This is a genomic window from Bradyrhizobium sp. BR 10289, from assembly GCF_019455385.1.
Lineage (GTDB): Bacteria > Pseudomonadota > Alphaproteobacteria > Rhizobiales > Xanthobacteraceae > Bradyrhizobium.
Map to the genome: position 1 here is coordinate 98,116 of NZ_JACOFR010000007.1, position 22,475 is coordinate 120,590.

At 63.0% G+C, this 22,475-nt stretch carries 17 protein-coding genes; 4 read left to right on the plus strand and 13 right to left on the minus strand.

The window, feature by feature from the left end; translation table 11 throughout:
* The first annotated feature begins 37 nt into the window (after window positions 1–37).
* Complete coding sequence (locus HYH08_RS14555; protein WP_220010502.1) at window positions 38–1,768, plus strand: methyl-accepting chemotaxis protein; 1,731 nt, start codon at window positions 38–40, stop codon at window positions 1,766–1,768.
* Between the two features lie 270 nt (window positions 1,769–2,038).
* On the opposite strand, the gene HYH08_RS37460 is transcribed toward HYH08_RS14555, so the two are convergent.
* The 7 genes from HYH08_RS37460 to HYH08_RS14595 all read right to left on the minus strand — a co-directional run bounded on the left by HYH08_RS37460 (window position 2,039) and on the right by HYH08_RS14595 (window position 11,488).
* Entirely contained in the window at window positions 2,039–2,542 is a 504-nt protein-coding gene (locus tag HYH08_RS37460) for a helix-turn-helix domain-containing protein (protein WP_228747833.1), read from the minus strand.
* Window positions 2,543–2,555: 13 nt separating this feature from the next.
* Window positions 2,556–3,581: a glycosyltransferase family 4 protein gene (locus tag HYH08_RS14565; protein ID WP_220010503.1), complete on the minus strand. Its 1,026-nt coding sequence runs from the start codon at window positions 3,579–3,581 to the stop codon at window positions 2,556–2,558.
* An 89-nt stretch (window positions 3,582–3,670) separates the two neighbouring features.
* The gene (locus HYH08_RS14570; protein ID WP_220010654.1) at window positions 3,671–5,296 is read right to left on the minus strand and encodes an alpha-amylase family protein; all 1,626 of its coding nucleotides are present in this window, start codon (window positions 5,294–5,296) and stop codon (window positions 3,671–3,673) included.
* A 42-nt stretch (window positions 5,297–5,338) separates the two neighbouring features.
* Complete coding sequence (locus HYH08_RS14575; protein WP_220010504.1) at window positions 5,339–6,418, minus strand: two pore domain potassium channel family protein; 1,080 nt, start codon at window positions 6,416–6,418, stop codon at window positions 5,339–5,341.
* Window positions 6,419–6,452: 34 nt separating this feature from the next.
* Complete coding sequence (locus HYH08_RS14580; RefSeq protein WP_220010505.1) at window positions 6,453–7,646, minus strand: L-dopachrome tautomerase-related protein; 1,194 nt, start codon at window positions 7,644–7,646, stop codon at window positions 6,453–6,455.
* A 730-nt stretch (window positions 7,647–8,376) separates the two neighbouring features.
* Window positions 8,377–9,120 carry a hypothetical protein gene (locus HYH08_RS14585; protein WP_220010506.1) on the minus strand — a complete coding sequence of 248 codons (744 nt, stop codon included), beginning with the start codon at window positions 9,118–9,120 and terminating at the stop codon, window positions 8,377–8,379.
* A gap of 874 nt (window positions 9,121–9,994) precedes the next feature.
* Entirely contained in the window at window positions 9,995–11,488 is a 1,494-nt protein-coding gene (locus tag HYH08_RS14595) for an FAD-dependent oxidoreductase (RefSeq protein ID WP_220010508.1), read from the minus strand.
* A gap of 49 nt (window positions 11,489–11,537) precedes the next feature.
* On the opposite strand from HYH08_RS14595, the gene HYH08_RS14600 reads away from it, so the two are divergent.
* The 3 genes from HYH08_RS14600 (at window position 11,538) to HYH08_RS14610 (ending at window position 14,109) form a co-directional block, all read left to right on the plus strand.
* Window positions 11,538–12,017 carry a MarR family winged helix-turn-helix transcriptional regulator gene (locus HYH08_RS14600; protein WP_220010509.1) on the plus strand — a complete coding sequence of 160 codons (480 nt, stop codon included), beginning with the start codon at window positions 11,538–11,540 and terminating at the stop codon, window positions 12,015–12,017.
* 23 nt (window positions 12,018–12,040) lie between these two features.
* Window positions 12,041–12,493, plus strand: a complete 453-nt coding sequence (locus tag HYH08_RS14605; RefSeq protein WP_220010510.1) for an arsenate-mycothiol transferase ArsC — start codon at window positions 12,041–12,043, stop codon at window positions 12,491–12,493.
* A 98-nt stretch (window positions 12,494–12,591) separates the two neighbouring features.
* Entirely contained in the window at window positions 12,592–14,109 is a 1,518-nt protein-coding gene (locus HYH08_RS14610) for a M81 family metallopeptidase (protein ID WP_220010511.1), read from the plus strand.
* A 188-nt stretch (window positions 14,110–14,297) separates the two neighbouring features.
* Here the strand turns inward: HYH08_RS14610 and HYH08_RS14615 are convergent, their stop codons facing one another.
* The 6 genes from HYH08_RS14615 to HYH08_RS14640 form a co-directional block, all read right to left on the minus strand.
* Window positions 14,298–14,792: a septal ring lytic transglycosylase RlpA family protein gene (locus tag HYH08_RS14615; RefSeq protein WP_349631431.1), complete on the minus strand. Its 495-nt coding sequence runs from the start codon at window positions 14,790–14,792 to the stop codon at window positions 14,298–14,300.
* Window positions 14,793–15,071: 279 nt separating this feature from the next.
* The gene (locus HYH08_RS14620) at window positions 15,072–16,523 is read right to left on the minus strand and encodes a glycosyltransferase family protein (protein ID WP_220010512.1); all 1,452 of its coding nucleotides are present in this window, start codon (window positions 16,521–16,523) and stop codon (window positions 15,072–15,074) included.
* A gap of 157 nt (window positions 16,524–16,680) precedes the next feature.
* Window positions 16,681–17,892 (minus strand): ABC transporter substrate-binding protein, encoded by a 1,212-nt coding sequence (locus HYH08_RS14625; RefSeq protein ID WP_220010513.1) that lies wholly within the window; start codon window positions 17,890–17,892, stop codon window positions 16,681–16,683.
* 119 nt (window positions 17,893–18,011) lie between these two features.
* Window positions 18,012–18,587 (minus strand): HdeD family acid-resistance protein, encoded by a 576-nt coding sequence (locus tag HYH08_RS14630; RefSeq protein WP_220010514.1) that lies wholly within the window; start codon window positions 18,585–18,587, stop codon window positions 18,012–18,014.
* Between the two features lie 210 nt (window positions 18,588–18,797).
* Window positions 18,798–19,697 (minus strand): alpha/beta fold hydrolase, encoded by a 900-nt coding sequence (locus HYH08_RS14635; protein ID WP_220010515.1) that lies wholly within the window; start codon window positions 19,695–19,697, stop codon window positions 18,798–18,800.
* 270 nt (window positions 19,698–19,967) lie between these two features.
* Window positions 19,968–22,220 carry a putative bifunctional diguanylate cyclase/phosphodiesterase gene (locus HYH08_RS14640; RefSeq protein ID WP_228747834.1) on the minus strand — a complete coding sequence of 751 codons (2,253 nt, stop codon included), beginning with the start codon at window positions 22,218–22,220 and terminating at the stop codon, window positions 19,968–19,970.
* Window positions 22,221–22,475 lie beyond the last annotated feature (255 nt).

Genomic DNA, 22,475 nt, shown 5'->3' on the forward strand with positions numbered 1-22,475 from the left:
ACCGGCCGCTTCAGGCCATTCCGGGCCCCTGACCACCATGACAACAGACCGATCTGGGAATGCCAGCAAGCTGGCAGGCCGTTTCTCGCTCGCGACCAAGCTGTACGCGATCTTCGCGCTGTTCGCGCTGCTGACGGCGGCGATCGCGATGCTGTCCGATTACAACAGCCGCCGCAGTGCCGACCTCACCGTCGCGATCGAAACCGCCAATGCGGCCGCGCTGAACGTCGAACGGGTCAACTCGCTGGTCTATGCGGTGGTGATGGAATCGCGCGGCGTCTACATGTCGAGCGAGCCGGCCGTGGTGAAGAGATACGGCGAAGGCCTGCTCAAGTTCAACGACCAGATCCTCGCCGTCGTGAAGCACTGGGAGACCATCGTCAAAGCCGACGATGCCGAGCAGTTCGCGACCTTCAAGAAGCGCATCGAGCAGTTCGTCGAATTCCGCAAGGAGCTGGTCCGCCGCGGCGTCGAGATCAGCGCGGCCGCGGGCCGCGAATGGGGCGACAACGACGCCAACCGCGCCGTGCGCTCGGCGCTGAACAAGGACCTCGAGGCGCTGTCCAAGGTCTATGCCGAGCGCGCCAGGCAGATCGCGCAGCAGACCGAGACCAACCGCATCCTGTCGCTGGTGCTGACCTGCCTCGGCGGCATCGCCCTGATGCTGGTCGTGATCGGCATCGTCATCATTGCCCGCTCGATCGCCCGCCCCCTCGCGGCCATCACCGCGACCATCAAGCAGGTCGCCGACGGTGCCGAGAACGTGGTGGTGCCGCACACCGGCCGCGCCGACGAGATCGGCGCGCTGGCCCGCGCCATCCAGATCTTTCAGGACGCGATGGGCCGCAACCGCAACCTCGCCTCGCAGGTCTCGCAGGACTCGGCCGCGCGCGAGCAGCGCGCCCGTCATATCGAGCAGTCCGTCGAAGCGTTTCGCGGCGCGATCGGCGCGATCATGCGCGGCCTCAGCGACAACGCCTCGGTGATGCGCGAGACCGCGCAGACCATCACGCGCGTCACTGCGGACGCCAGCCATCGCGCCGGCACGGCGGCCAAAGCGACCGAGCAGGCCTCGCACAACGTCACCGCGGTCGCAGGCGCCGCCGAAGAGCTGTCGGCCTCCGTCGAGGAGATCGGCCGCCAGGTGCGCCAGAGCGCCAGCGCGGTCGAGCAGACCGGCCAGCGCACCGAGAAATCGATCGCGGAGATCGAGAGCCTTGCCGCCGCCACGCAGCGCATCGACGGCGTGCTGACCCTCATCCAGACCATCGCCGAGCAGACCAATCTGCTCGCGCTCAACGCCACCATCGAAGCCGCCCGCGCCGGCGAAGCCGGCCGCGGCTTTGCCGTCGTCGCGCACGAGGTGAAGGCGCTGGCGGGACAGACCGCCAAGGCGACCGCCGAGATCGGCGAGAACGTCAGCCAGATCCAGGCCTCCACCCGCAACGCGGTCGATGCCGTCCGCGAGATCGGCGGCGCGGTGCGCGACATCAACGAGGTCACCTCCGCCATCGCCGGCGCCGTCGGCCAGCAGGACCAGGCGACGCGCGAGATCTCGTCCAACGCGCAAAGCGCCGCGCAAGGCAACGAGACGCTGGTGGCCAGCATCACCTCGCTGCGCGATGCCATCGGCGAGACCGATACGGCGGCAGCCTCCGTGCTGACGGCGGCGAGCAGCCTGACCGAGACCGCGGACACGCTGTCGCGCGAGGTGGAAAAGTTCTTTCAGAACCTGCGCGCGGACAGCCGCAGCGCCCGGGCGGGGTGACGGCGGCCCGGCTGCCGGCGAGACTCGGCTCGATCGAACCAAAATTCAAAACAACCCCATGCACAGTAGCGCGAGCTAGCGATATCAACGGCTTGGGCGCTAAGCCTGCAGCAATTACTGATTTTACGAAATTATCGTTGACACGTCGGGCAAAACACTGGCATGATGTCATCATGGCCGTGGTGAACGTCGGGACGGCCAGAGAGCCAAGGCAACAAGAGCAAGACCGGACAGACCTGAGCGGTGTTCGAACAAGGCTAGGCGATCGGTTCATCCAGAGCGGCGTTGGATTGCGTCGAACCCCACATCCGTCAGTTCGACTGTCCGCGCGTCCGGAACGCTGATGTATCCAAGCTGCTTCAATTTGGAAACGGCGACCGCAACGCTCGGATCTGTCCCGAAACGGGCATCCAAAGTTGCCATTGTCATGCGGGCACCGGGTTTTCGATGTGTTTCACGAAACCATTCGAGGATCTCGCGGGCGGTTTCGCTGAGTGGCATGATCGCCTCCATTGGATCCACTTTCCTCGGCTGATCGAGCAGACCTAAGGCAGGGTCAGGATCATTCGCGGCGTCGTTGTACAACGTCTCCAAAATGCTCGACTGTAGGTAGACGTCGCTGAATCCGGTGGCCGACGAATAAATGGTCAAGGTATCCCACCAGCGAAGAAAGATGCCTGCATCGCCTAACCACTCTCTGATGCGGTGTTCTGAAGCACCGATTCGACCGAATCTGGTGTAGATCACAGAGCCGTTGACCCAAAACCGATACATCGAATGTCCAGCTTTACCGGGCCGAAAGAGCGCGATAGTGGCGCAAGTAGTCGCGTGCCATCCGCTCCGACGTGAAACGCTCTTCGAAGCGCGCACGTACGCGCGCTCGATCAATCTGGCCAAGCCGCGTCACAGCCTCAATTGCTTCGTCCTCGTTTTGGACGATGAAGCCGGTCACGCCGTCCTCGATAATCTCAGGCACCGAACCGGACCGGTAGGCAATGACCGGCGTTCCGCAGGCCATCGCCTCGATCATCACCAATCCAAACGGCTCGGGCCACTTGATTGGGAAGAGCAGCGCAGCGGCTCCCGCCAGGAACGGCTGTTTCGATTGGTCGTCAACCTCGCCGACCAGCTGAATGTGTTTGCCGTCGATCTGAGGCTCGATCTTCTCCCTGAAATACCCACCTTCTGCGCGGGGGACCTTGGCAGCGATCCGAAGCGGCATTCTTGCGGCGAGAGCGATGCGGATAGCATCTTCGGGACCTTTTTCGGCGGTCAAGCGCCCGAGAAATGCCAGATACGATCCGCTCGCAAATGAGGCCCGGAACTGGTCGATGGGCAGACCGTGGTACACCGTTCCACACCAGTTTGCGCGGGCGAGCGGGATGCGCTGATCATCTGAGATGGATACAAAAGGAGCGCCTGGAAACTTGCTGGTCACGTCGCTCAATCCCGGAAGATCCAGCCGGCCATGCATCGTCGTGATAAATGGCACGCCTGCGCGATTGAGAATGGGCAGATGGAGCCAGTCGATGTGGGCGTGAATCACGTCGAACCGGTCTGAGCAACTGTAAACTGCTTCCAGCTGGGCAGCCAAAGCCGCGTTGGGATCTGAGCGCGGTCGACCAAGGCGCAACGCTTTCGGCCAGACCGGAAAAAGCGTAGCTCGGGTCTTCGAATCTCCGCTCGCGAAAAGCGTGACGTCCTGCCCGAGTTCGACGAGCGCATCGACGAGCCAGGCGACCACTCTTTCCGTTCCACCATAGAGCTTCGGTGGAACGCTTTCGGCCAGCGGCGCGATCTGAGCTATCTTCATCAATCCCTCCCGAATGGCGCTCGCGTGCCCGCGGCAGGCCGGGCGGTCTCAGCACCCGGCTGACGGTCGCATCTGTCGGCCGGGCATGCTCATTGCACGATACGAAACCAACGATATCCGTAGCCGTCGAGTTCGATCATCGAATCCTCGCCGGGCTCAGAGGCGTACACGCGATTTCCGAACAGATCGGTCAGCTTGTGCATTGCCGAGAAGCCATCGACTTGCGCTCGGCACTCCGCCTGCGACAAATTGTGCAAGATCAGCACCGATTGACCTTCCCACGTGTATCTTTGAACCAGGATGGAGGGGGCATTTGCCTGCGGCAAACTCAGATCGCCCCACCCGATCTCCGAGCACCCCTTGCGCAATTCGACCAGACGCCGCAGCCAATTGAAGAAAGAATCCGGGTCGCGCTGCTGGGCGGCGGCGTTGACCTTGGAGGGCGCGTATTCGGCATCCCGGATCATGTCGTAACGCGATCGGGTCGCCAGTCGAGCAGAGAAGCCACCCGTTTCATCGGCGGTCCATTGCATGCAAGTTCGTACCGGCCATCGCTCCGGGAGCGCGAGATCGTCGCCCATTCCCAGCTCATCGCCGTAGTAGATGACCGGTGTGCCAGGGAGGCTGAAGAGCAGGCTATATGCGAGTTCGATCTGCCGGCGGTCATTGCCAAGGATGCAGGCCAAACGGCGACGAATTCCGCGTCCGTAAAGTTGCATTCTTCTGGACGGCGCGAAAGCCGCATAGACTTCCTCACGCTCCTCAGGTTTCAAGCGCCCCAGGTCAAGCTCGTCGTGATTGCGCAGGAACTGCGCCCACTGAGCGAACGGCGGCAACCGCGGCAGTGCGGCCAGACACCACCGAAGCGGTTCGGCATTTCCGCGCGCAAGCGCAAGAAACAAGTGCTGATTCAAAAGGAAGGCGAATAGAAGGTGTATGCGTGACCCACTCCCGAAGTAATGGTCGAGTTCGGAAGGGGCAACATTGGCTTCCGCCAGCAAGACGGCATCACCCTTGCGCCATGACAAGAAGTCGCGCAGCTCTCCAAAAAACTCGTACCGGCGCGTTGGCGGACGGTCCGAGCTTATCTCCTCGACCACGAAGGGGGCGGCGTCGATACGAAATCCGGACACGCCGAGTTCAAGCCAAAAGCCGACGATCTTGAAGATTTCTTCGCGGACGGCGGAAGATGCGATGTTCAGATCGGGCTGGTGCTGGTAAAAGCGGTGATAGTACCAGGCTCGTGCGCAAAGATCGTAGGTCCATACACTCGGTTGCACGCCCGGAAATACGACGCCCTCTGCGCTGTCTTCCGGTTCGGTGTCGGACCAGACATAGTAGTCGCGAAATGGCGACTGAGGATCAGCGCGCGCCTGCTGGAACCACGGATGCTGCTCGGACGTGTGGTTGATGGGGAGATCGATGATCAACCTCATCCCTCGCAGGCGTGCTTGATGACTGAATTCGACGAAGTCGCCCAGCGTTCCGAGTGCGGGTGCTACATTGTAATAGTCCGTCACATCGTAACCGTGATCGAGCCCTGGGCTTGGATAGAACGGCAGTAGCCAGAGGCAATCCACTCCGAGCTGGGCAATATGGTCGAGCTGGGCCACCAAACCTTTGAAATCGCCGACACCATCCCCGTCGCCATCCTTGTAGGTGGCCACGTTCAAGCTGTAGATCGCAGCGTTCTTGTACCAGAGGTCAAGCACCAGCAGCCCTTCCTTGTCTCCCGAGAATTTCTGTAAGGGGACGCGTCACGGCCGCTTTATCGCTGTGTCGATTTCAGCTGGCTGGTAAGCCATGGCGGCTCCGAGCCGATGAACGAGAGCATCCCACCGTCTTCGGCATCCGATATAGGTTTCCTGTGATTGCGGGACGGTCTCCGTAACACTGATGCCGGCGCGCTGGAGCCTCTCGCGGGCATGGTCGAACCGGAGCTTCCAGAGATGCCGGTCCGCATCGTTGGAATCGGCCAACGCCTTGTCGCCCATAAAAACCTTGTTGAGGGTGGAAAGTAGAAGCGTCGCGGAGGACCATATCTGCGTGACTGCACCCGATTGTTTCAGCCACTCCGCATCTTTCGGCAGCGCACTTCGGATCAGCGAAACCGCATCCAGCGCGACAAGCCAGGACCTGGACACTGCGTAGATCGGTTCAGGGAAGCGGAAGTAGAACAGGATGGGATAGAAATGGTGAGCTTCCTTCGCGTCGGTGAGTTCGGCGGCGAGCTCCGAGAGGTTGTTGTAACCGGCGCTGAGCTGGTTGTTCGCAAACAGGTGCGCGAGCAACTCCGCAGCATCACTGGTCTCGCCGGAAAGCGCGTGGATTTTGAGGCATAGCGAGTTTCTGCTCCTGAGAGCACCGTAGATCTGCATCAGGTAAGTGATGGTGAGCGAAATGACTGACGTTCCGATGACCGAATTGAGAAGAAACAGCAGCTTCGCTCCGGCGCTTTGCGGGCCGAAATTGCTGCCGCCAACGATCGAGAGGCTGCTTCCGGCTACGTACAGCGCGGTCACGAAGTCCGTTGGCGTGTCCTGGTTGCTGTTCGTGATGCTCGTCCCGAGCATTGGGTGGACAATCAGTGCAGCTCCAAGCGCGAGCAGAAGCGACCAGGTCAGGAGCAGCGCGACGACGATGGCAGGTCCGCAGAACGAAAGCAGCTGCTTATTTTGGCTGGAGGCAACCGCGCGCGTTGCGAGCCAGACCAGTCTTGCCAGGCGGTCGCTCATGATCCCGGTGCCCGCGCGTGCATAGAGCACCGTGAGGAAGACGTCGGCAAGGACGATGGCCATCAACGACGTGCCCAATAAGGGCTCCAACCAACGCACCATCGGCCTCCTTGGCTCAGTCGCCGACCCTGGTCGCTTACTTCGGTTTGGAAGCGCCGTCCGACGCGACCGCGTTGGCATCGCGCAGCATGAACTTGAACAAGGTGAAGGTCTTGTCAGTCCATGCCATGTGGAACCAGGGCGAGTCCTGGATATGCGACGCCGTCACATAGACGTGGCCATCAGGACCTTGCGAGAATGTATCCGGCCAGCGCAGACGCGAATCCGTCAACAGCTGCCGTATGCTGCCGTCCTTGGAGTTGATGACCTTGACGGCGTTGTTGGCGAGCGAGCTCAGATAGATCTCGTCATTTTCTCCCGTCCAAAGCCCATCCGCCGGCTCTGTCGTGGCGACCGTCTCCGGACGCGCACGGCCTGCCGTATCAGGGTTCTGGATGCTGGACGTGGCAATCCGGTAAAGGGTTTTCCCGGTCAGGGCTTGCCAATAGAGCGTGCTGCCGTCTTTGGACAGCGCCAGGCTATCTGCATTGAACAGTGGTTGCCGTCCGTCCGGCCGTCGCAGCGGCTGGCCGTCGGTCATCACACTGACGCTCGGATCGAATTGGGTCGAAGGATCGTCGCTCAGGACACGCCACGCCTGCCCCGACCCGATATTGAGAACGACCAGACCACCGGGCGAGCCGGAGTCGGTCAGATAGGCAAATTTGCCATCAGGTGCGATGCGGATGTCGTTCAGATAGCTGGCCGGACCAGCTATTTCCGGAGGAAGCGGGAAGGATCGTTTCACGTTGTTCGATTTCAGATCGATCTCGACAATCTTGGGGCCGCCCTTGATCGTCTTCTCGGCATTGGGAGCCGCCGGATCCACGACCCAGAGGGATCCTCGCTGGTCCGCGACCACGCTTTGAACGCAAACGAAGTGATCGTTGGGGGAGACGTCGGACATCTTTGCGTTGCGCCAGCTGTTCCACTCTTCAGAGGGGTAAGGCTTGATCGACCCATCCGGCAGGAGCTCGGCCACCGAGACGGGCGTGTCCTCCGTCCAGCGCGGGAAATTCACGAAGATGCGGCCGTCCGGTGCAACCGTGACACCCGTGACCTGATGGTCGAACGTGGCGACCACTTGCAGGCGGCTGTCGCGCGCGTCGGTCAAGGGAGAGACAAGTCGCTCCGCCTTGGCCTTGATGTCTTCGGTCGCCGTTTGCGCGTGGGCAGCGGATGAGATCGACAGGAACACTGCCGCGCAGGAGCCGAACAGGTTGGGACGCATTGCGCCGTCCTCTCACTTGGGGAAAGTCACGACACAATCCTCTCTTTCCGACATCGTTCCTGCTGCCGCGCCAAACCGGGTCGCACAACGCCATGCATAAACCTGGGTTAAGAATCGCGCTGCACCGACGAGAACTGCACCGGCTATCCGAAAGGAATAGCCGCCTCGCGCGGTAGCCACGTCCGCTTAGGGTCACAAGGGGCATCAGCGGGCATCAACGTGACGGTCCGTTGCGGGCCAATTCGGACATGCCAGCAAATCCGCGGTAGGAAGCCAGTCGAGGTGGCCTATCGCGTGCGATGCTCGTCCAACCAGTCCTTTACCAAGTAATATCCTGGCCTGATTGCGACGTCGCCTAGTTCGTCCGTTGCGAAAGTTGGCCGAAGAAGGCCCTCTAATACCAATATGTCGGCATAGAACCGAAGCGGCCTATTAACCCCGCGTATGCGAGTCCAAGCAAGTCCGTCGATGAACTCGCGCAGCAGCGACATGCACTCTTCATGCTTGGCCTCTTTCGAGATTGGTCGCTCGACGATCAACTCCCACTGATTGACCAACTCGGAGTATGCGCGGACTATTCGCGATACGGCCATAGATCTCCTCCGCCCGACCGCTTAAGCACCTTATGCCGCGATTGCATAACCGTAAGACATCAACCAGTCGCATAGCAGAATGCAATAGTTTTATACATCCCAACAAGACCCTTTCGGGAGCTGACCCGACGCCACAACTAACGGTGCGAGAGATCGACGGTCCTGTTCACAAGTAAACGCTCAAGAACGCTCCTTCCGCTTGCGATCTGTTCGTCGAACTCCCTCACGGAGTAATCCTGACCTCGCGGTTTATCCGAGGAATAGAACGCAATCCGAGCGGTAAGCCCGTCGCGACACGCCCGCGTGGAACATCCTCCGTCGAACCCGCAGTGAACTGCATAGTACCGGCTTGTACGTCTGTCGCCCTCGTCTAGGAACCTGATGAACATCGTTTCGCCGGTGCTCTTCGAGAACTCCTGCCGGGTCCAACCATACTGGTCGGGCGCCAAGTCGACAGCAGCGTCCCGAAGGCGGGACCAGCCGGCCAGCCATGCCTCGCAGTTCTTATCCACGCCGACAAGGATACCGACTCCGTTCACTCCTCTTGCTACGGGAATACCAATGATCTCAAGCGAATGATGGCCTCCCACACTCACAGAACTCCATTCAGACGAGCGCAATTTGGGCACCAAACGATCGGGGTCATGTAGAAGGTCATGAAGATAGAAATGAAGCGGGCTGCGGCCTGGTGGGGTTGATACGTAAAAGCCAGTCTGCTGGTTCTTTGGATCTTCATCCGGCAGTGCAACGGTCACGCCATTCAGGTCAACGAGGTATCTTCCGTCCGGGGCTCGTTTGATCGCTTCTTCGCACAGCGCGATTGATATTGAACTCGTGGCGGCAAGCAAAGCTAGGACCGCGGTCTTCCAAATAGCGCTCATGCGGCTGCTCCGGCCTCGATCATTCTAGGCTTTGGTTACGAACCCTTTTGGTTGCATGCGGAGCGGGCGTCAACCATCGGCACGACCAATGCTCAATTTTCCATGAACTGCGAGGTCCGCAACGGGTCAAAGGCGTTGGTCTAATGGTCTCTCAGACGCGTCCGGTGCTCCTCTGGGATCCGACATGGTCACCGCCGGCCGAACTATCTCAAACGCGCCACAAGCGGAAGTTGACATCGGAGGTTCGTGCCGCGAACTTCGGCGCATCTTCCCTAGGGCAATCGAGCCGGCATATCGAGCATGATCTCACTGAATGAGCTAATGGGTTGGTGGAAGCTCGTCAGAGCTTGGCACGAATTTCCCGAAGCTCCTACGCGGTGGCCCTTCGGCACAAGCGCGACCGGATCGCTCGTCTTCACAAGTGACCAACGGATGATGCTGGCAATTATCGGGGCCGAACAAGCGGCTCTAAGCTGTGCGATCCATTCTGGGCGCTTCGCTCTCGAAGGTTCAGAAATCATCACAGTGTCCGACACCTCGTCTAGGCACGAATGGCGGCACACGGAGCTTCGATATTTCGTCTCGTTGGCGCACGGCGCTTTGTTTTTGACATCCCGGCAGGCTCTGAGCTCTTGGGAGGGGGCGCTTTATGCGGGTGCTCCGTTCGTAGCCGCGTATACATGGGTCCGACAACCCGAAGGTTAACCCTCCGGGATGGTTCGGTCATTCTGGCGAACAGCGGCGTCCGAAATTCGCGTGATGGCTGCTTTGCGTCACGAGCCGACATCGATTAAGGCCATCCGAACGTCCGCTGACGGGCTACAGGCTGGGTTTCTTCGTGCTGATCAATCGGAGCCCGCGCGCGCCGCCTCGATCAACCCAGGCCCTGCTCAGCCAGGAAGCGCGTCAGCGCATCCGTCTGCTGCGCGCCCACGACAGCACCGACGTAACCGTCCGGACGCACCAGCACCCACTCCCCCGGCGACACCGCATACGTGCTGCGGAAGTGCCCGCCTTCGTCCACGAGCTCGCCATCCGCACCAATACAGTGGATGTGCAATCCGCCGCGCGCCGGCACGGCGTCGCGCTCGACCTCGTAGCCCAGCAGCGTCCAATGCGGCCCCTTGAACAGCTCGAACAGGCGCCTCGGCTGTCCGGCGGCACCGCGCAGCGGCGCGTCCGGGGCGCGGTCTCCGGCGAGCACGCCGGCGATACGCTCCGGGGCCTCCAGCGCCAGCGGGGAGCCGGGATAGCCGATGTCGAGCTGCTGGACCTCGCGGCCGCGCCTGATGTCGCCGCGCTTGGCGGCTTCCAGGAGGCCGGTGGCAAGGCCGAGCATGCCGGCCGCGACGGGGCGGCGTTCGCTCTCGTATGTATCGAGCAGGCTGGCGGGCGCGCCACCGATCACGCCTGCGAGCTTCCAGCCGAGATTGTAGGCATCCTGCACGCTGGTGTTGAGGCCCTGCCCGCCGGTGGGCGGATGAATGTGCGCGGCATCGCCGGCCAGGAACACGCGGCCGTGCCGGTACCGATCGGCAAGGCGCGCGTTCATCTGATAGGCCGAGGCCCAATGCACGGCGTGAACGCGGATGTCGTCGCGCGAGGTGCGCTTCGCGATCATCGCCGACAGCCCCTCGGCCGACAGGTCGACCTCGCCTTCGAACGGGACCGGCGCCTGCAGCTGGAAAAACTCCGTTCCGGCCAGCGGACACAGCGCGAGCTGGCGATCCATCGCGCCGGTGTTGAAGCGGTGCCATGCGGTGCGGTCGAGCCCCGTCAGCACAATATCGGCCACCACGGCACGCACGCCGAGCGTCTTGCCGGGGAAACCGATATCGAGCGCGTGGCGCACGAAGCTGCGGCCGCCATCGGCGCCGACGAGGTAGCGCACCCGCATCGTCTCCTCGCCGGCCGCGCCGGACAGGCGCGCCGTCACGCCATCCTGATCCTGCTCGAAGCTGGTCAGCTCGCAGCCGAATTCGACGCGATGGCCGAGCTCGCCCAGACGCTCGCGCATCACGCCCTCGGTCAGGGATTGCGGGATCATCAGCGCGATGTGGTAGGGCTCGGCCGGCGTCGGGGCGACGTGCTCCGCAATCTCGGACTCGCTGAAGCTGCCATCTGCCTGGTAGACGCGCTGCGGCGGATAGAGGCCGCCGGCCGCGACGATGCGGTCGATGATGCCGAGATCCTCAAAAATCTCCTGGGTGCGCGGCTGGATTCCCTTGCCTCGGGAGCCGTGGAATGGTCGGTCCATCTTCTCGACCAGGCGGAAGGAGACACCGCGCCGCGCCAGGTCGATGGCGAGCGCAAGGCCGGCCGCGCCAGCGCCGCAGATCAGGACATCCGCCGTGAATTGTTGTGTCATAGGACCCTCGATATGTGTATTATGCACATAATAGGCAGAGGGCGAAGGGATGTCAAGAAGCGTGCAAAATACACATATTAAAAAACAGGTGCGATCGCTTCACGAGGCGTTGATGGACATCATCAGCGTCTTCAACCGCCGCCAGGGTGACGAGATGATGATCCGCGAGGCCGGCATCTCGCTCGATCGCGCGCTGTTTCCGCTGCTGGTCGGCATCGAGCGGCGCGGGCCGATCGGGGTCGTCGACCTCGCCGATCGCATGGGCCGGGACTACACGACGGTCAGCCGGCAGGTTGCGAAGCTGGAATCTCTGGGCCTCGTCAAGCGCCACGCCAGCAAGGCGGATCGCCGCGTCAGCGAGGCCACGATCACCCCCGACGGCAAGGCCATGACGGACGCGGTCGACCGGGCGCGCGAACGTATCGTCGCGGGAATGTTCGCGAGCTGGGACGGTAAAGATGTCGAGGATCTGGTGCGCTTGATACGCAAGCTCGCAGATGCGATGACCACGCATATCGGCCCGGCCTGAGATCGATCGGAAGCGCTGCCTCAATGACCAAGACCAATCGCGTGCTGTTTCTCTGCACCGGCAATTACTACCGCAGCCGCTATGCCGAGGAGATTTTCAATTATCGCGCCGGGCGCGATGGGCTCGGCTGGCGCGCCTTCTCGCGCGCCGTCGCCGAAAAGCTCTCGCCCGAAAACGTGGGGCCGATCTCGCGCCACGCGCTGGAGGCCCTCGAGGCGAGAGGCATCGCGCCGGCCAGCGCTGCGCGACATCCGGTGCTCTGCACGCCCGACGATTTCGCGCAAGCTGAACTTGTCGTGGCGCTGAAAGACGCCGAGCATCGCCCGATGGTCGAGCGCCGCTTTGCCAGCCTCGCCCATCGCGTCCAGTACTGGGACGTGGATGATATCGAATATCTCGATCCCGCGATCGCGCTTGGCAAGATCGATGAGCAGATCGGGCGGTTGATAGCAGCCCTGCAGCTCCGGAGCCGGTAGCGGCAAGGCTATTGCATATGACACAGGACTGCTGACGCAAGGCTGACCTTTCGTCAGATTTCCAAAAGCAAGACCAAGCAAGACCAAGAAGGAATCCCATGAGCCAGACGCGGCGCGTTCTCTCGGCGCAAGTCGCCCACGAGACCAATACTTTCTCGATCGTTCCGACGACGCTGGAGGACTATCGCAAGCGGCTGTTCCTGCTTGATGGCGAGATCGCGGCCGCGCTGTCCGAGACAAGGATGGAGATCGCCGCGCATCTGGCCGCAGCCAAGCGTTACGGCTGGACCCTGGTGCAGCCGGTCGCTGCGGCGGCCACCCCGTCGGGCAAGGTGACGGCCGAGTGCTGGGCCGAATTGCAGCGCCTGGTCTACCAGGCCTGCGAAACCGGGCCGCTCGACGGCGTCATCCTCGCATTGCACGGCGCGATGGTGACCGAGACCGACGACGACGCGGAAGGTGCGCTGCTCGAAGGCTTGCGCAAGCGTCTCGGCGACACGATCCCGATTGCGGTGACGCTCGACCTGCATGCCAACGTCACGGAACGGATGGGCCGGCTGGCCAGCATCATGCTGCCCTACCGCACCTATCCCCACATCGACCAGTATGAGACGGCGTTCCGCGCCGCCGAGCTGCTGCAATCGGCGATGGACGGCACGATCCGTCCGAAAGTCTTCCGCCTGCAGGGACCTCTGCTCGACGGCTGCAATCACGGCCGGACTCAGGGCGGGGTGATGAGCGACCTGCTGGCGCGCGCCGCGGACCTGCAGGCGCAAACGCCGGGCCTGCTGTCCGTCGATGTCTGCGCCGGCTTCAGCCGCGCGGACATTGCCGAGGTCGGCCCCAGCGTTCAGGTCACCTTCGACGCCTCCCACAACGCCGCCGAAGCGGCCGCGCGGCAGGCGGCGGCCGCACTACAGGACGAGATGATCCGCCGGCGCGCCGAGGTCACCGTCACGCCGCTCGACCTGCCGGCAGCGATGAGGCTTGCCGCGGCAGCCGCAGCCGACGCCGCCGACACCCGTCCGCTCGTGATCTCCGACTTCAGCGACAATCCGGGTTCGGGCGCCTATGGCGATGGTGTCCGCCTGCTGGAGGCGCTGTTGCAGGCCGAAATTCGAAGCGTGCTGTTCGGCGTCCTCGGCGATCCCGAAGCCGCAAGCCGCTGCCATGAAGCGGGCCTTGGCGCCAGTGTGGATGTCGTCGTCGGCGCCAAGCGCCATCCCGCCAGCTACGGACCTCCGCTGACGCTGACCGGGCGGGTGACCGGCCTGTCGGACGGTGCCTTCGTCTGCGAGGGACCGATGAATGCGGGTCAGCCGATGACGCTCGGGCCCTCTGCCCTTCTCGAGGTCGACGGCATCTCCATCGCGATCTCGACCAACACGTTGCAGACCTACGATCAGGAAATGTTCCGCATTCTCGGCGCGGAGCCGGCTCAATTCCGGATCGTCGCAGTGAAGTCTGCGCACCATTTCCGGGCGGCCTTCGGGCCGATGGCCAAGGAGGTGATCCTGGCCGACAGCGGCGGCCTTGCCACCAACGACCACAGCAAGCTGTCCTACCGAAAAGTCCGTCGTCCGATCTGGCCGCTCGACGAACTCCCGCCCGGTTGAACCGCCCCGCGCGCGCTTCGATTGGCATCGCGGCTCATCCCGCGATGCCAAACGAAAAACCCCAGCACGGATGCCGGGGCTTGCGATGTGGCTCGCGTACATCCGGCGAACCAATCGTCACGTGAGAGACTAGCCGCGGACTTTGAACGGATGATGACGGGGGTGAGTCGACAAGATGTCGCTTCACCTCAGCCAACCGGCCCGGGAATCCAATCGTCACCGGACAGCGGCTTGACGGTGACATCAGGAATGACCCCACGCTCCATGCCCGGATCGAAATGGCGCATCGTCCGCTCATTGAGGTCGATGATGCGGCCGGGCCTGAGCGGCCCCACGTCGTTGATCTTGACGATGACCTTCTTGCCGACGGCCTCGACGAGCGCAAATTTCGGCCTCGCTCCGAACTGGACCCCACCAAATTTCCGACGCAAGTTCGTCTTGATCGCAGCCGTCCAGACCTCGGGATCGTAACGCTCGCCTGAGGCTGTGCGCGGGCCGCCCTCCTCCTTGCCGGGCTTGAACGGATTATACGTCGATGCTGCGCCAACGATCGCCTCACCGGAGGCGGCATCGACGATTGTGCTCGAATGCACCACATCTGATTCACTTCGAGCAGAGGTCACGGAAACGGCAAGCGCAACCAGGGCGCCGCAACTTGCGGCGCTCAAGCGGAACACCATCATTACTCCTTTGATTTTCTCGATGGTCCGGTTCCAGATGCCGCAGAGCATGGTCAAGCGAACGCGAAAAGCGTTTCGAACTTGCGCCAGACCTTTGCGGAGTCGAGCCAACCCCTTGGCCGCGGAACCGTTGTGGGAACCAGGGCGGTCCCGCACGGTGTTTTGTTGTCGCCGTTGAAGACGGGGAATGAGTCAGCAATTTGGCCCGGCGAGGCTCAGGCTCCTTCCCCGGAGTCCTACGTGCTCAGCGACAGCGGCGCACTGCCCGCCTTCCGCGCGCAGCTAGCGCGCGCCCGACTGATCGAGGAAGATTCTGACGCGGCCGACGTCCTCGACTTCGCGGTAGCGACTGAGCTCGGCTCGCAGCTCGGGATCTGCATTGGCCCAGCCCAGCCAGTCGAACGGGAACGAGCTCAAGAGGAGGGTGTCGACGAGAATGATGTTGGGGCGACCGTTGCGCACGTCGGCCAGCAGATGCTGCCGCTCGAAGGTGATGATGCCGTCGAGCTTCGTTTGCTCGGCGGGACCTGGTTGCGAGCTGCTCTGGCGGAGTATGGCGCCTGCGGCCAGCAACTGCGCGCATGAGCTGCCGACCCAAATTCCCTCGATTTGGCGGACAAGCGGATGCCCTAGACCGATGTGATCGGTGATCGTAAGCAGCCGGGGGTGCTTGACGAGCGCCTCCACGCGCTCCTGCAGGGGCGGAAAGCGTGGGTCCGGTGATGACAAATAGAGCCCGATGAGCACGACGGCCGCGAGCCCACCGATCAAAGCCGGCATTCGCGACGTTCTGATGCTGATCTGGAGCGCCGGCGCCGCGATCGCGAACAGACAGAGCGCCAACGCGGTGTACGGCCACGCCTTGCCCTGGATGACGAAACTGGCGGCTCCGCCGATCGATGCGGCGAGCCACGGGGTCGCGTCGCCGCCGATTTTGAAGTCGCGCGGCGCCAGCAGGCGCACGAACGCGAGCGAAGCGGTGATCACGACGATCGGAAGCGGAAGCAGGCTGCCGATATCCTTCCGGATGGGAAGATAGGCCTCGGCCACCATAGGCGCATAGCTGGAGACATAAGCGGGAAACAGAGCCACGACCAGCACACCGTAGCTGATGACGATGGCGGCGGCGATGCAGGCCTCGGACGTGAACAACGGCCTGAGGGAACGCTGGCGGACGACGCGCAGGATCATCGGAAGCCCCGCCACCAGCGCAAAGAAAGGCTTGATGCCCATTGCCAGTCCCGCACCCAAGCCTGCGAGCATTGCAGCCGGCCCGGGCGAGAGGTTGCGCCAGCGCAGCGCGGTGACCGCGACAAACGGGGTGAGCGCAATGACGGCGATGTGCTCGCGCTGCCCGAACACGGTGCCGGGAAGGATGGCGAGCAGGAACGCGAACAGCCACGCCGAACGATTTCGCTCTCCCGCCTCCAGCCGCGCGAACGCAGCGGCGCGATCGATGATCAGGAGCGCGGCCGCGATTTCGGCCAGCACCATCGCGATCACGATGAACTTCGGTGCGATGCCGGTCAGGCGCGAGACCACGACGGCCGGCATGTACATGTAGACCGACAGCGGCGGATTGGACTCGAACAGGTCGACGCCCAACTTTCGGCCGTCCAGGATCTTTTCGTTCGCAGTCAGCAGCCAACCCAGATCCGGGTTGAGAACGAGGGGAATTTGAATGAAGAAGGCCGTCAGGAGGATCGCGGCCACGACGGTCCAGCGCTGATTCATGCCGAACCGTATAATGATCTGAAACGGATTGGCAATGACCGGACAGAATTCCGCGTCCGCCGATGTCAGCAGACATGCAATGGTGTCTGCGATAATGATCCGGCCGAGACCACGTGGGCGCGGCCCACCCAGCGATTCCGCGTCCGCGGAGAGAGCCTCACGTCCCGCGCAAAAGCTCGCTCGCCACGACCCAGTCGTTGCCGTCGAACTGGAGCATGTAGCCGTCCTTGATCGGGCGGAAATCCTGCGGCGTGGTGTTGAGGGTGATCCCGGGCATCAGCAGCGACAGCGGCACGTTCTTCAGGTTCGAGGCCTGCGCCATGATGTTCTCGCGGGTCAGATTGTCCTTGCACTGTTTCAGCAGCACCACCAGCGCTTCGGCGACGGTGTAGCCGTAGAGGCCGGCGACGTTGTTGATGTCGGCATTGGGCAGGCGCTTCTTCATGAAGTCGATATAGGCCTGCATGGCCGGATCGTCCTTCGGCCCCTCGACGAACGGCTTCAGCGAGCCGAGCGATAGCACGCCCTTGCCGGCATCGAGGCCGGCCGGGGCCATCACGGTCGCCTTGTTGGCGCAGCCGCTCGCGAGGAAGCGCGTCGGCTGCCAGCCTGTTTCGTGGGCCTTGCGGATCGCCTGCGCGCAGGCGCGCGGCGTCACCGAGTAGATCATGAACACGTCGGCCTTGGTGCTCGCGAGCGTCAGCACCTGCGAATCGACGGTGGGATCGGTGACCTCGAAGCTCGAGGCCATCGCGATCGCCTTGTCGGCGTCGGCGCCAAGTGCCTCCTTGACACCGCGCAGATATTCCTTGCCGGCGTCGTCGTTCTGGTAGAGCACCGCGAAGCGCGCATTCGGGTTCTTGGCGCGGGCATAGGCGACGTCGATCGCAGCCTCGCTGGTGTAGTTCGGCGCCCAGGGCAGCGCCATCGACCACGGCATGTTGGCGGGATCGTTCCACTTCGAGGCCGAGCTGATCAGGAAGATCTGCGGCACCTTGTTGCTGTTGAGGTATTTTGCGATCGCCGAGCTCGGCGCGGTGCCCATGGTGGCGAAGATGAAGGCGACGCCGTCGCCCTCGACGAGACGCCGCGCAGCTTCCATCGTCTTCGGCGGCGAGAACGCATCGTCGAGCGACAGGAGATTGAGCTTGCGGCCGTTGACGCCGCCCTTGTCGTTGACCTCGTCGAAATAGGCCGAGATGACCCTGCCGGTGATACCGAGCGGCGATGCCGGGCCGCTATAGGGCATGGTGTTGCCGATCTTGATCTCGGTGTCGGTGACACCGGGGCCGTAGGATTTCTGTGCGGATGCGGGCGTGGACAGGCAGGCGGCAGCCAATGCTGCGGCCAGGGCCAAAGCGGCTTTCATGGTTTCTCCCCGGTGATAACAGCCGCGCGGAGTCATGAGGCAAACGCGCGACGCGCTGCTCTTTGTCAGCGCGTCAGATCAGCGGAGTTCCACGACATGGTCTTGCGTCGAGTTGCTGGTCAGTGCCGCCGCTTCAGACCGAAGCCGACGCTGATCCAGCCCGCGCCCGCCGTGATCAGGTCGATGCCGAGGAACAGCCCGAGGATGTAGACGCTGTTCACCGGCCAGCGCGCCAGGATCAGGAGCCCGAGCAGCAGCGTGACGACGGCCGACAATGCCACCCACACCCACGGGCTCTCGCGCTTCATGCTGAAGGCGAGAAACAGCCTGACCGCGCCGGAGGCCAGCAGCGAGGCGCCAAGGAACAGGGTGAGCAGCACGGCTGCGAACAGCGGGTTCTCGAAGGTCAGGAAGCCCGCAATGACATAGAGCACGCCGAGCAAGGCCCAGATCAGAAACTTGCCCCAGCTCTTCATCTGGAACGCGCCGATGATCTCGGTGACGCCGGCGACGATCATCATCGCGCCGACCACGATCACGCTCGCCACCGTCGCCATCACCATGCTGCCGAGCGCGACGAAGCCGGCGATGAGATAGACGACACCGAGCGCGACGATCCAGCCCCATTTGGCACGGAGTGCCGCGATGCCCGAGCCTAAACTGGCATGGTGAGAGGTGTCTGAAACACTTGTCATGGCGGCACTCCCTGCCTGCTATGCCCCGCGGCGGACACGCCGGGGCAGAATAGTCGCGCGTCGGACCGGCACCAGCAGAGCAGTGCCGGGACGGGCCGACGTTGACGCAAGTCAAGCTCCCAGACGAAGTCCGGCGCAGCGTAATCGTTCCTGCCCGGGGGCGGCCGGGATCGCCGTAAAACGGCGCGAAGCAGAGGCGGCGCCGATGTCTCAGCGCCCGCTCAACGCCGCCCTGCGGATATCGAGCACGGCCTGCGCCCATTCGGCGGGCTGCTCCTGCGGCAGGTTATGGCCGGCCCCGGCGAACACGCGCCGCTCGAAGAAGCCCTCGAACTTGCGCGCGTGATGGGCGGTGCCGGGATTGACGCCGTCGCTGTCGCCGTCGATCGCAATCGTGGGAACGCGGATCTGTGGCTGCGCGGCGAGCTTCGCCTCGATGGCCGCATAGGCGGGATCGCCGTCGACCAGCGCGTAGCGGTGGCGATAGGAGTGGATCACGACGTCGACGAAATCAGGATTGTCGAACGACACCGCGCTTCTCTCGAACGTCGCGTCGTCGAATGTCCATGTCGGCGACCACATCGACCAGAGCTGGCGGGCAAAGCCGGCCCGGTTGCGTTCCAGCGCGCGGCGGCCGCGCTCGTTGTGAAAGAGATATTGATACCAGAGCGCGGCTTCCTCAGGCGGCGAGGCCGGCTCCATCGCGCGCGCGATGTTCTGGATGTTGTAGGAATTGCCGGAGACGAGGCCGACCACGCGCGCAGGATATAGCGCCGAGACCACGCAGGCCGCTCGGCCGCCCCAGTCATAACCGCCGACCACCGCACGCTCGATATGAAGCGCATCCATGAAGGCCAGGAGATCGGCGCCCAGCGCGGCCTGCTCGCCGGAACGCAAAGTGGATGTGGAACGGAAACGTGTCGGCCCGTAACCGCGCAGCCAAGGCACCAGCACCCGCGCGCCTGCTTCGGCGAGGATCGGCGCAGCCGCGGCATAAGCGTTCACGTCGTAGGGGAAGCCGTGGCCCATGATGCAGGGCCAGCCATCGGGCGCGCCGTAATCGAGATAGGCGATGTCGAGGACGTCGGTGGTGACGGTTTTTTGTTGCATGATGCGAACCCTTGCCGAGCCGTTCCAGCATAGACCGGAAAGCGGCGGTGATCCATTCGCGCAGACGGTTCGTTTTGGACTCAGCGAGGCTAATGGAACGCAACCATGGTCTATGTCTCGATGACTGGCTTCCGGCCGCATGGACTCGCGCAGTTGCCGCTGTTCTGGTGACGGACAACCCGGGCGTTTGCCCAGGCGCGACGCGCTCCCGGGAATTTGCTCACAACCTCCAGGCGGGTCGATGGTGTGTATCACACGATGACCGCTTGGTCAGACCCGGCCAGCATGCGCCTTTTTGTCACGAGCGGCGCGCACCTCAAAGCCATGGCCGACTTTCCCAGGCTGGGCACCGGACGCACCTTCGGTTACGCCTGCGAAAAGCTGCCCGATTGGGACGTCGTCTACGCACTCTGGAAGACATATAGCCGAGAGGTCTGATTCCCCGGATTCTGCCGTCGGCAACGCACCCGAAAGATGCCGTTGGAAACCAGCGCTCGCCATCTCGCGGTCGGATATCATGCGATTGACGAGATCGACGGGCATGGGTCGACCGAACAGATATCCCTGCACGCTGTCACAGCCCTCGGCGCGCAGGAAATCGAGATGCCTGGAGGTTTCAACGCCCTCGGCCAGGACGGGAATATTCAGGCTCCGGCCAAGCAGCAATGTCGCCTTGACGATTGCAGCGGCATGAACGCTGGTCTCGACCGACTGAATGAAGCTCTTGTCGACTTTTATCTTGTCGAACGGGAAGGCCTGGAGCGTCGACAGCGAGGAGTATCCGGTGCCGAAATCGTCCATGGCGACGGTCACGCCGATGGCCTTGAGTGCCAGCACGACCTGGAGCGCGTGCTGACGGTCAGCGATGATGCCGCTTTCCGTCAGTTCGATCTCGAGCCGTGACGGAAGGAGCCCCGTCTCCTTGAGAATTTCCGCCACCCGCCGCGGCAGGTCGTGGTTGAGCTGCATTGGCGCAACGTTCACCGCGACCTTGAACGGCAGGCGCCATTGCGCGGCCGTGGTGCAGGCCGTCCGCATCACCCAGTCTCCGATCTCGACGATGAGGCCGGTTTCTTCCGCGATCGGGATAAAGGCGTCTGGCGGCACGCGACCCTTCTGTGGATGGTTCCAGCGGATCAATGCCTCGAAGCCGACGATATCGCCGGTCTGCGCATCGTTCTGCACCTGATAGTGCAGCTCGAACTCGTTGCCCAAGAGCGCACGTTTGAGGTCGATGGCGAGCTCGGCGCGCATGCGGCTGGCCTCGTCCATGGAGGGCTCAAAAGTGCAGATCCTGCCCTGGCCGAGGCTCTTGGCGCGATACATCGCAAGGTCCGCGCGATGGATCAGCACGTCGCCGCTCTGACCATGCTCCGGGAAGAGCGCGACGCCGATGCTGCAGCCGACCGCAAGCGTCTGGTGCTCCCACACGACTGGCTCCAGTACGACCTTGCGCAGGCGTTCGGCGAACTTGACCGCCTCCCCCCGCGCGAAAATCTCGCTCTTGACCGCGACGAACTCGTCGCCGCCGATGCGTGCCAGGAATTCGCCGTCCTGCAAGACGGCAGAAATGCGCTGGGCCAGTTGCTGTAGGAGATGGTCGCCGCCAAGATGGCCATGGACGTCGTTGATGTCCTTGAACCGGTCGAGATCGATGGTCAGAACGACCACCCGTGCGGTGTCGTCGACACGCCCGCCAAGTAGATCGTGGAGGCGCTGAACGAGCCCGTTGCGGTTCGGAAGACCCGTCAGCGGATCGTGCAGCGCCAGATGCCGATAGTTCTCGGTGGCTTCATTGGCCGCCTGGAGATCGATCGCATAGGCGGAGGCCGCCATCGCCATCATCAGGCTGACGCCGACGATGACGCTGATGATCATGAACGGGTCCGACAAGGTCTGCGGAGGGATCGCCAGATCGAACACGGGATAAATGGCAACGGCCGCCATGCCGGTGAAATGCAGCGACAGAATCGCCAGGATCATCGCCAGGGTGCCGCCATATTTGCAGAAGCGGGTGATGGGTCTCGCGATCCGGTTCGCGGCAATGGCTCCGAAACCTGCCGCGAACAAGACGGACAGCACGACCAGCGGGTAATTCCAGCCGAGCACGCCCGGAATCTCGAAGGCCATCATGCCCGTATAATGCATGGCGGCGATGCCGAGGCCGAAGATCGCGCCGCCTGCCTCGATCGCCGGTCCAAGCTTGCTACGGGTGGTGATGAAGAAGCCGGCCCAGGCGAACACCACGGCGATGATCAGCGAAGCAAAGGACAGCGCGGGATCGAACGCGCGGGCAACGCGCGCATCATAGCCGAGCGTCGCAGCGAAATGGGTGGTCCAGACCGTCGCGCCGGCGACCAGACCAGCGAGGAAGAGAAGGTGCAGCCGGCGCAAACCCGTGTTGCGCCGGACGCGCGCGAGCAGCCGCATCGACAGCAGCGATCCCAGCACGCAGACGAGCGCCGCGGCGGTCACATAGCGGAGGTCGTGCTGCCCCGGAAGGCAGGTGAAAGCTTGCAACATCGGCTGATCTTCTCCCGAATGCGAGATACGGATCGGGGCTGGAAATGGATCTGGGCGGCTGGATGTTTGGTTAGGGAAGTACGAATGGACGCTGAACCGCGGGTTTGACGATCAAGCCATGGGAGAGCTTAAGCGCGGGTTGGGGCAGCCTGCCCCCGGCCCACCGGGCCCCCAGCAATTGGCGGCAGGATGAACAATCGGTGTCTGCGCAGGTGCCGCTGGGGCGCCGAACTTGCGCCGAGCGGTCGAGCATCT